Raw genomic sequence first — 9,235 nt, 5'->3', positions numbered from 1 at the left:
CTCCTGATCCGGACCCCACACGTCCTCACTTATCCCACGTAGCCTCACAACAACCCCAAAAGCATAGTAAACCCTGCAATACAGCCAAAAGTTTACAATTGCATAAAACTTTGCGCATCCTAAAACCACCCACCACAACAGGACTTGCCACTACAGACGCAACATTTACGCAGGCAGGACGCTAAATACTAGGATTTAAAATCCAAAAGCAGGATAAGGGCAGCCCCACTAAGATAAAGGGTTTATGCGCCCCAAGGCCGCCACTAAGGTTACGACAAAGAACCTAAAAAACACAGGCCGCAATCATCGCGAAGGCAGCCTTACTACCCCCAATACGCCAACTAAGCCAAGCCCAAGCCAGCCTTCTGACCACCAGTCAAGCCCACCAAAGAACCACGCAACCCCGCCCCCGGCCGTTCCGTAGGCGACACATCCGCCTTACCTTCAGAATTGACAATCTCGCTAACCAACCCAGCCACACCACCAACATCCACCCGCCCGCTCTTTGCTCCGCGTTTGACCACGGCCAACCCAATGGGGCCGTCCTCGCAATGGCGGGCAACAGACGTTAGCGAACCTACCTTCTTTCCGTCCGCCTTTATTTCGGTTCCCACCCGAGGTAGATCGTCCGTAGAACCATCCAGCGACACAAAGGCGAGCCGGCGCGGCGGTTTGCCCAGGTTCACTATGCGTGCCACCGACTCTTGCCCGCAATAGCAACCTTTATGCAGGTGAACAGCCGTGCGCAGCCAATCCAATTCGTGCGGCAAAGAGCGGGCATCTACCTCGCGCCCGTAACGCGGCCTGTGCGCCTGGATACGCAACGCCTCCCAGGCCGCAATACCAGCCAGAGCTGGTTCCTTCACCTCGTAACCCAACTCGGTTTCGAGGGGGAAACCAGTATTCGCCTTTTGCAGCGCCGCACCCACGGCATTTTGCAGCTTCTGACGTGGGGCCAGCCAGATCGCGAATCGGGGTGCACCTTCGACAGCCGGCCCATAGGAGGCCCCACCTTCGCATACTCCAGGCCACGGATCCTCCCACACCAGTTCGCCTGCCAGCGCCCGCTGCAACGGCCCGCCTAAGGTAAAGCCGACAGGAGCCAAATCCCCTGCCACTTCAACCTCAAGCCTGGACAAGAAACGCATGCGCAAAATATAGTCCGCTAACTCGGCGGCGCGGCCCGCATCTGTGATCAGATAAGCCACCTGGTCACGATCGATTACGCCGGCCGAAAAGGCAATATGCCCGCTGGCATCGAGCATTAACAACTCGCGCGAGGAAGCCCCAATGTCAGTTACCACCTGCGACCCTAAAGTTGTCAGCAGGCTCAACCTATCGGGCCCACTTACGCGAACCACGCCAAAATGAGACAGATCAGTAAGTGCCGCCCCCACCTGCAGAGCCCACTGCTCGGCAACCGGATCCCCATAGTGGGCCGCAACGGCCGCGTCCACGCCGCCGCCGGGAGCGTGCCCACCTAGCAGAGGCGATGCGGCAGGTAGACTTGCTGGGGCAAACTTGGGCTCAATCTGCATCCTGCACCTTCCCTAAGCGTCCCGAAAAGTCGGTTCCTCCGCCCTCGCCGCGGGCTACATCTTGTGTCCAGAACAGTTCACTATTTACCAGACCAAACATGCGTGAGGCTTTAGCCGGGGCCCCCGACTGCGTAGCCAACTTGATTGAAATACGAGGCCCAGAGGCCAGCCCATCCCATTCACCCTGGCTTTGGGCCCTTCCTGACGTTTCTACCCGCACCAGCGCCTTCACAGGCCCCGAGCCCGGATCGTCGATGGAGATCACCTGCCAGGTAGCTGTTTCCTGCCATTCCAGTTCACCCCGCTCGAGCTGAGAAAGCCCCTGCTTAGCCGTAGCGGTTACGGGGATAGTCCCCTCTTTGGCCTGGGCGCTATACGTTTTTGCGGTTTGTACTAGCTTGTCGCCGTCTTGGGCGAATTCGACCTCTTGAATCAGCATGCGGTCACTGCCACCGGGAACCACCTGTGAGCCGTAGCCGCGCCAGGATCCAACCAGCCATGCTAGGGGGTAAAGATTGCGGGGCAAATCAGCATCAATTGTGAACATAGTTCAACCATACCGGCCTAGGCGCCGGCAAGCCTAGCTAGCGCATACGCGGGGATAGACATCGCCAGTGGCATAATGAGCCCCGTCGCGATGAGGGCGGAGGCCGGTACCGGTTTTGCGTCTAGCCTGCGGAAGTCAGCCACGAACCCCTGAACGAAGAATGCCCCTAACGCAAGCACGGCACTAAAAACGGGAAACAGTAGGTATGGGGACGAAAATGGGGAAGGCAAAGATGGCATAAACACCTTGGCCGGGCCCGACAAAAGCGCGGAATGGGACACGGCTACAGCGGCTATTATGCCAACAACAACTCCAACGATTAGTGAAACGCCCACCCGGGCTACCCCCCGCCGCACTATCCCGGCGCTGGAGCCGACAATGACAATCAACCCAACCGGCAGCGCCATCAACTGCCAAAGCGGGTCTTGCCCTAGCGCCACCCACGACGAGCCCGCAGTAGCGATCGCTGCCCCCGTGGTGGAACACGCTACCGAGAGGGACATGCGCGAACGCTTAGCCCCGCGGGCTATTTCGCCCAAAAAGGTAGCTAGCAGCGCAAAAGAAAAACAGGCGGGCACAGACGAAAAGTCGTCAGTGAACATGACTACGATCAAAGTTACTAAAGACACCGCGAGGGCAACCGTAGAGGAAACGAGTGGCGCGGGCGCCTGAGCCGCCTTACCCCACGGGATAGCAAAACCCGCTACCAACACGGCAACTAGGGCCGCAAAAACAGGAAACGGGCTTACCGCGCCAACCGCCAGAACGAGGCCGGCCACGGCAGTTGTCAGGTAAAAAACCGGTTGGTGCGGGCCCCCGTTAGGCGTTCCCCCGCCGGGGCGCGCAGGGGATGTACCGGCGTTTTCCTGTTTACTCACGCGCCTATGATCTCACAACTTTACTCAAAGGGAGGCTTTCTAACCCTTTGGGCAGCTCGCCTACTTCTTCACCAGGGTACATGCACTCCACCCGCTAACCAGTTAGACTGTAGGTGGCGTCGGACCGTTTTGCCCCGGGCTCCACTTATAGCCGCTACGAGCGGCCTTCGCGCCGACAGGCGCATCTCGGTCCGGCGTCTTTTCTGCGCTTCCCACTCGCCCCCCCCTGCCTAAACACAACTGCGCGTGCAGCATTTCTTGGGACATTTAGACCAAAACGCCAAAAAATATAAGTGCTGTTCCTCACACATTATTGCGACCACCCGGTTGTTAACTCCAAGGTAAACCGCTATTTACCCGACGAAGATAGCGCGACCGCCCCGCCAAAGAAGAAGCTTTTTAGGACTATTTGAGTTTTTCCGCCCTAGATTCAAACTAGGCTTTTATTGCAATACCGCGAACGAAATGGAGTTTAGGCCGACATGTTCAACCGCATTTTCAAACGGTCGAAGTCTTCGGACGATTCATTTTTTGCACTAATGGCCCAGACTGCGTTGCGCCTACAGGACGCAACCGAACTGCTAGCGCAAATCATTCACGCCGCCCCGGCAGATCGCCCTCCCCTACGCGACAAACTACACGAGGTCGAACACGCCGCAGACGAACTAACCCACCAAATCTCCCGCAAACTCAACCAAACTTTCGTAACCCCCCTAGACCGCGACGACATCCAGATGCTGGCCTACGCCCTCGACGACTGCGTTGACGAAGTAGACGAGGCCGGCGGCCTAATAGTCATCTACGAAGTGGACGAATTCCCCAAACAGCTCTCCGTCCAAGTAGACGCCCTCCAACGCTGCTCCGAACTAACAGCCCAGGCCATGCCCCGCCTCAACGGCCTTTCGGACCTACGCGACTACTGGGTTGAAATCAACCGCCTCGAAAACGAAGGCGACCTAGCCTACCGCAAACTGCTAGCCAAACTCTTCAAATCAGATCTAGACCCCGTCGAGATCATCAAACTAAAAGACATCATCGACTGCCTAGAAAAAGGTATCGACTCCTTCGAGACTTTGGCCAACACCATCGAGACCATCGCAATCAAGGAGTCCTAACCCGTGGAACTAACATTGGTCCTGGTCGCACTCGTAGTGCTACTAGCACTAAGTTTCGACTTCACCAACGGTTTTCACGACGCCGCCAACGCGATCGCCACCTCGGTTTCTACCCGTGCACTAACCCCCCGCGCCGCCCTAATAATGGCCGCCTGCATGAACATCGTGGGAGCACTACTAGGCACCGAGGTTGCCAAAACCATTGGTCAAGGAATCATCGACATAACCCAATACTCCGAGGCAGCAGACCCCAACCTGCGCCTCCACGGCCTAGTGATAATCCTGGCCGCCCTAGTGGGGGCAATAGCCTGGAACCTGATCACCTGGTGGTTTGGGCTGCCCTCATCCTCATCCCACGCCCTGATAGGCGGACTCGTAGGAGCCGGCTTAGCCTCAGCCACCCAGGTGCAGTGGTCCGGCATCGTAAGCGAAGTCGTCATCCCCATGTTCGCCTCCCCCCTACTCGGATTCATAGTCTCCTACCTAGTGATGAAGCTAGTTTTAGCCCTTTGCGCAAACCTGCAATACCACCGCACAATGCGCCACTTCCGCATCGCCCAAACCATCTCAGCAGCCGCAATGGCCCTAGGGCACGGGCTCCAAGACGCCCAAAAAACAATGGGCGTGATCGTCATGGCACTAATGGCCGGCGGCTACCACGGAGTAGACGCTAACGGCGAACTATCCATCCCCCTGTGGGTGAAACTCGCCGCTGCCCTAGCAATATCGGCAGGCACCTACTCCGGCGGGTGGCGAATCATGCGCACCCTAGGGCGCAAGGTGATCGAACTCGACCCCGCTCACGGTTTCGTAGCAGAAACAGTAGCAGCCACCGTGCTCTACCTAGCCGCCTACGTATTCCACGCCCCCGTATCCACCACCCACACCATCACCGCCGGCATTATGGGGGTCGGGGCTACTCGCCGCCTCAGCGCCGTCCGGTGGGGCATGGCCGGCAACATCGCCATAGCATGGGTACTGACCATGCCTGCTGCCGCCCTAGTCTCGGGGCTTTTATACCTGCCGTTGCACATGCTTGTGCCGGCGTAGAGTTTGCGCTCGCGGTCCGGGCGCAAGAAAGTGCGCACAGCCAGGCTGGTTGTGCGCACTTTCTTTTTGCGTTTTTAGCCGAAACGGCCGGATACGTAATCTTCGGTTGCCTTGTTGGACGGGTTCGAGAAGATCTTTTCGGTTTCGTCGATTTCGACGAGTACACCAGGCTTGCCAGCACCTTCCAGGTTGAAGAAGCCGGTGCGGTCGGAAACGCGTGCCGCCTGCTGCATGTTGTGGGTGACGATCACGATCGTGTAGTTTTCCTTCAACTTGATCATTAGATCTTCAATGGCCAGGGTTGAAATCGGGTCGAGGGCAGAACACGGCTCGTCCATGAGCACTACCTTTGGGCGTACGGCCACGGTGCGTGCAATGCACAGCCGCTGCTGCTGGCCGCCCGAGAGAGAGGAGCCGGGGCGGTCGAGGCGGTCTTTGACCTCGCTCCACAGGTTCGCACTTCTTAGGGATTCTTCGACTAGGTCGTCGGCCTCAGATCTGGGCAGACGCCGCGAGTTTAGCCTGACCCCGGCCAGCACGTTTTCGTAGATGGACATGGTGGGGAACGGGTTTGCCCGCTGGAACACCATGCCTACCAGGCGGCGTACTTGGACCGGATCCACATCCTTGTCGTAAATGTTTTTGCCCTCGACTAACACTTCACCTTCGACGCGGGCGCCGGGTATGGCCTCGTGCATGCGGTCGAGGGTGCGCAGGAAGGTCGATTTGCCGCAGCCGGATGGGCCGATCAACGCGGTAATGGAGTTGGGTTCGATGTCCATGTTTACGTCGCGGACGGCCAAGAAATCGCCGTAGTAGATGTTTTCGTTGCGAACTTCAATACGAGTAGACACTGCCATTTCCTTTCGGGGTCTTAGTTGCGCCCCTTCGGGGCAACGGCCGTCGCGATTACACGCGCAATAATGTTCATGGCCATTACAAGAATTATTAGTGCGAGGGCGGCTGCCCACGCGCGCTGGTAGTTGATGTCGGCGACGCACACGCCTGTGCCTTTACACGGCACTAGCCCCTGCGAGTATTGCCGGTAGGCGTATACGGGGAGCGTTGTCATTTGGCCTTTGAAGGGGTCGAAGTTGATCCAGTTGACCAGACCTGCGGTGAATAGCAGCGGTGCGGTTTCGCCGATGATGCGGGCGATCGCCAGCATGATCGAGGTGGTTATGCCGCCGGCGGCGGTGCGCAGCACTACTTTTACGATTACTTTCCATTTGGGAACGCCTAGGGCCAGGGCCGCTTCACGCAGTTCGTGGGGTACCAGTAGGAGCATTTCTTGGCATCCGCGCACCACCGTTGGAATCATGAGCACCGATAGTGCCACCGCGCCCACAATGCCCGCCTGGTAGCCGGGTTTTACTAGGAGGGCGAAGGCCGACAGAGCGAATAGGCCGGCCACGATCGAAGGCACCCCGGTCATTACGTCTACGAAGAACATGATCGCGCTAGAGAGCTTTTTACCCGCTCCGTATTCCGTTAGGTAGACGGCGGTGAGCAGGCCAATGGGGGCCGAGATTAGCGTTGCCAGTACGGTGATTATTAGGGTGCCGATTATGGCGTGGTAAATGCCGCCAGCGTCCATACCCCCCGACACGCCTTTCATGGAAACGGCGATGAAGTACGGGAAGTCTTTTAGCAATCGCGCCCCGCCCCTGGAAATCGTGATCCACAGTAGCGAAATGAGCGGGATCATTGCCAGGACGAAGCAGATTGAAACTACTACCGTGGATATTTTGTCTTTGATGGCACGGCGCCGGTTTAGCGCTGGGTCTTCAGGGGCGAACGGGTTTTTCTTGGGCGCTTCCGGGCGCGCGTCGGAAGACGAGGACGGCGCCAGCGCTGAAGAGGAGGAACGGGCTCTTGAAGTACTAGACATATTTTGGCTCACTTCGCACTAGTGCGGGCTAGAATCCAGCGCGCAAGCATGTTGACGATCATGGTGATAAAGAACAGCGCCAACCCGGTAGCGAATAGCCCGGAAAGCGCCAGGCCTGTGGATTCGGGCTGTTGGAGGGCGATGTTTGCCGCAATGGTGGAATGGCGGCCTGCCTCTAAGATGTGGAAGGAATAGCTTGCGCCAACCGATAGCACCATGAGCACTGCCATGGTCTCGCCGAGGGCACGCCCGAGCCCTAGCATCGATGCCGACACAATGCCTGAACGGCCGTGTGGCAGTACTGCCAGGCGGATCATTTCCCAGCGGGTGGCGCCCAAAGCCAGGGCTGCTTCCTCGTGCAGTCCGGGGGTCTTTAGGAAGATTTCGCGGCTGATGGAGGTGACGATGGGCAGGATCATGACGGCCAGGATTACTGCGGCTGAGGAAATGGTGCGCCCTGTGGGCGATGCGGTGCCTCCAAAAAGTGGGAACCAGCCGAAGTGGGCGTTTAGCCATTTGTTCAGTGGCACCAGCTTGGGCACTAGCCAGAGGGCGCCCCACAAGCCGTAGATTACTGACGGGATTGCAGCTAGCAAATCCACCAGGTAGCCGAGCGTTTGCGCCAACCGCTTAGGAGCGTAGTGGCTGATGAACAACGCGATGCCAATTGCTACTGGCACCGCCATGATCATTGCCATTGCCGAGCCCAGTAGTGTGCCGAAAACCTGCGGGAACGTGAATTCCCAAATATTGACGTGGTTTGCCGAGCCCATGGTGGTAAAGACTCTGCCGCGGGCAAGAATGGCGTCCTTAGCCTGCAATAGCAAGAACACTGCTACAAGGGCTAGTGTTGCCAAAATGGTTATGCCAGCTGCCAAAGCAATAACCCAAAAAACTACGTTTCCTGTTTTCCCGGTTCCCCTGGAATCGGTTAGCAAACTAGTTTCTTCCGTTTCCTGGACCGTCATACGCTTCCTACTTCCAACTCTCATGCGAAAGCGTTCGGTAACGGTTTCCCGCTACCGAACGCCTCATCGCGAAGTTAGCCAATCTTGATCTTGTCTAGGCTCTTCTGAATCTTCTCGCGGAGCTCGTTAGAGATCGGGGCGGAGCCAGCGGCCTCGGATGCAGCCTTCTGGCCTTCCTCGGAAGTTACGTACTCCATGAAGGCCTTTACTACGTTGCCCTCTTCCTTCTCGTACTTGGAGCAGACGATCTCGTAAGAGATCAGGATTAGCGGGTAGGCGCCCTCTTCCTTAGGAACGCGAACCACGTTCAAAGCCAGGTCCCCGTCGGCGCGATCCTTAGCAGCCTCGGCAATATCAGCAGCCTTGGCGGCGGATTCCTGGGTGGGGGCGGTGTAGCCGTCGCCAGACTTGAGCGAAGCAACACCCAGCGCGTCGCCGGCCTGGCTGGCGTCGGCGTAACCGATGGTGCCCTCGGTACCCTGCACAGCCTGAATCATGCCCGCGGTCTTGTCACCGGTCTCGCCACCGGAAATAGGCCAGGTCTTGTCAGCTTTATCGGGCCACACGTCGGGGGCGGCCTCGTTCAGGTACGAAGTGAAGTTCTCGGTAGTACCGGACTTGTCGGACCTGTGAACCGGGGTAATGTCCAGGTCGGGAAGATTAGCATCGGGGTTGGACTTGGTGATAGCCGGATCGTTCCACTTCTTGATTTCGCCCTTGAAGATCTTGGCGACTACGTCGGGATCCAAGTTTAGCTTCTTGGTCTCTTTCAAGTTGAATACCACCGCAACCGGAGAAATGTAGGTGGGGAGGTCGTATGCGTCGGCGCCACAGCGATCTTTAGCCTTCTGCACTTCGTCACCTTCCAGGTAAGCATCAGAGCCCGCCCAAGCAACCTGCTTAGACACAAACTGTTCGATGCCGGCACCAGAGCCAACCGAAGCGTAAGTGATTTGGGCGTCGGGGTTGTTGCTCATGAAGTTCTGGGTCCAGGTGGTCATGGCAGCTTCCTGGGAGGAAGCGCCAGCACCCTTGATGGAGCCGGAGACGGATTCGCTGGACTGCGAGGAATCCTTATCGTTGCCTGACTTGTCGCCTGTTGCGTTGTCAGAACCGCACGCAGCGAGCGAAGTGACTGCGAAGGAAGCGGCTGCAGCCACACCTAGGAACTTGTAAAACTTCTGATTCACTTGTGATACTTCCTATTCTTTGTACCGAGTGGGAGGGCCTGAGCCCTGACATGTACAA

9 protein-coding genes are annotated in these 9,235 nt (G+C 57.6%); 2 read left to right on the top strand and 7 right to left on the bottom strand.

Annotated features, from left to right (window positions below; translation table 11 throughout):
- Positions 1 to 341: 341 nt before the first annotated feature.
- From ygfZ to G437_RS0109600, 3 genes are read right to left on the bottom strand one after another with little or no spacing between them, the layout of a single operon-like run.
- Positions 342 to 1,538 (bottom strand): CAF17-like 4Fe-4S cluster assembly/insertion protein YgfZ, encoded by a 1,197-nt coding sequence (gene ygfZ / locus G437_RS0109610; protein ID WP_024332341.1) that lies wholly within the window; start codon positions 1,536 to 1,538, stop codon positions 342 to 344.
- Positions 1,528 to 2,085 (bottom strand): heme-binding beta-barrel domain-containing protein, encoded by a 558-nt coding sequence (locus G437_RS0109605; RefSeq protein WP_024332340.1) that lies wholly within the window; start codon positions 2,083 to 2,085, stop codon positions 1,528 to 1,530. The genes ygfZ and G437_RS0109605 overlap by 11 nt, the downstream gene beginning before the upstream one ends.
- A gap of 17 nt (positions 2,086 to 2,102) precedes the next feature.
- On the bottom strand, positions 2,103 to 2,963 hold the full coding sequence (locus G437_RS0109600) for a hypothetical protein (protein WP_024332339.1): 861 nt from the start codon (positions 2,961 to 2,963) through the stop codon (positions 2,103 to 2,105).
- A 482-nt stretch (positions 2,964 to 3,445) separates the two neighbouring features.
- Between G437_RS0109600 and G437_RS0109595 the strand changes: the two genes are divergently transcribed.
- Both G437_RS0109595 and G437_RS0109590 read left to right on the top strand, forming a co-directional pair.
- Positions 3,446 to 4,078, top strand: a complete 633-nt coding sequence (locus G437_RS0109595) for a DUF47 domain-containing protein (RefSeq protein WP_024332338.1) — start codon at positions 3,446 to 3,448, stop codon at positions 4,076 to 4,078.
- A gap of 3 nt (positions 4,079 to 4,081) precedes the next feature.
- Positions 4,082 to 5,128, top strand: coding sequence for an inorganic phosphate transporter (locus tag G437_RS0109590; RefSeq protein WP_024332337.1), 1,047 nt, complete (start codon positions 4,082 to 4,084; stop codon positions 5,126 to 5,128).
- 74 nt (positions 5,129 to 5,202) lie between these two features.
- Here the strand turns inward: G437_RS0109590 and pstB are convergent, their stop codons facing one another.
- The 4 genes from pstB to pstS all read right to left on the bottom strand — a co-directional run bounded on the left by pstB (position 5,203) and on the right by pstS (position 9,177).
- Positions 5,203 to 5,982 carry a phosphate ABC transporter ATP-binding protein PstB gene (gene pstB / locus G437_RS0109585; protein WP_024332336.1) on the bottom strand — a complete coding sequence of 260 codons (780 nt, stop codon included), beginning with the start codon at positions 5,980 to 5,982 and terminating at the stop codon, positions 5,203 to 5,205.
- Positions 5,983 to 6,002: 20 nt separating this feature from the next.
- Positions 6,003 to 7,019, bottom strand: a complete 1,017-nt coding sequence (pstA, locus tag G437_RS0109580; RefSeq protein ID WP_029769558.1) for a phosphate ABC transporter permease PstA — start codon at positions 7,017 to 7,019, stop codon at positions 6,003 to 6,005.
- 8 nt (positions 7,020 to 7,027) lie between these two features.
- Positions 7,028 to 7,987: a phosphate ABC transporter permease subunit PstC gene (gene pstC / locus G437_RS0109575; protein WP_024332334.1), complete on the bottom strand. Its 960-nt coding sequence runs from the start codon at positions 7,985 to 7,987 to the stop codon at positions 7,028 to 7,030.
- Between the two features lie 74 nt (positions 7,988 to 8,061).
- Positions 8,062 to 9,177: a phosphate ABC transporter substrate-binding protein PstS gene (gene pstS / locus G437_RS0109570; RefSeq protein WP_024332333.1), complete on the bottom strand. Its 1,116-nt coding sequence runs from the start codon at positions 9,175 to 9,177 to the stop codon at positions 8,062 to 8,064.
- Between the last annotated feature and the right edge of the window lie 58 nt (positions 9,178 to 9,235).

Source organism: Winkia neuii subsp. neuii DSM 8576, from assembly GCF_000420405.1.
In the GTDB taxonomy this organism is placed as follows: Bacteria; Actinomycetota; Actinomycetes; order Actinomycetales; family Actinomycetaceae; genus Winkia; species Winkia neuii.
This window is presented reverse-complemented; position numbering and strand designations above follow the sequence as displayed.

What these genes read in the sequence shown, in the direction of transcription:
- ygfZ (WP_024332341.1), bottom strand. Translation starts at nt 1,538, where the DNA reads ATGCAGATTGAGCCCAAGTTTGCCCCAGCAAGTCTACCTGCCGCATCG.
- G437_RS0109605 (WP_024332340.1), bottom strand. Translation starts at nt 2,085, where the DNA reads ATGTTCACAATTGATGCTGATTTGCCCCGCAATCTTTACCCCCTAGCA.
- G437_RS0109595 (WP_024332338.1), top strand. Translation starts at nt 3,446, where the DNA reads ATGTTCAACCGCATTTTCAAACGGTCGAAGTCTTCGGACGATTCATTT.
- pstA (WP_029769558.1), bottom strand. Translation starts at nt 7,019, where the DNA reads ATGTCTAGTACTTCAAGAGCCCGTTCCTCCTCTTCAGCGCTGGCGCCG.
- pstC (WP_024332334.1), bottom strand. Translation starts at nt 7,987, where the DNA reads ATGACGGTCCAGGAAACGGAAGAAACTAGTTTGCTAACCGATTCCAGG.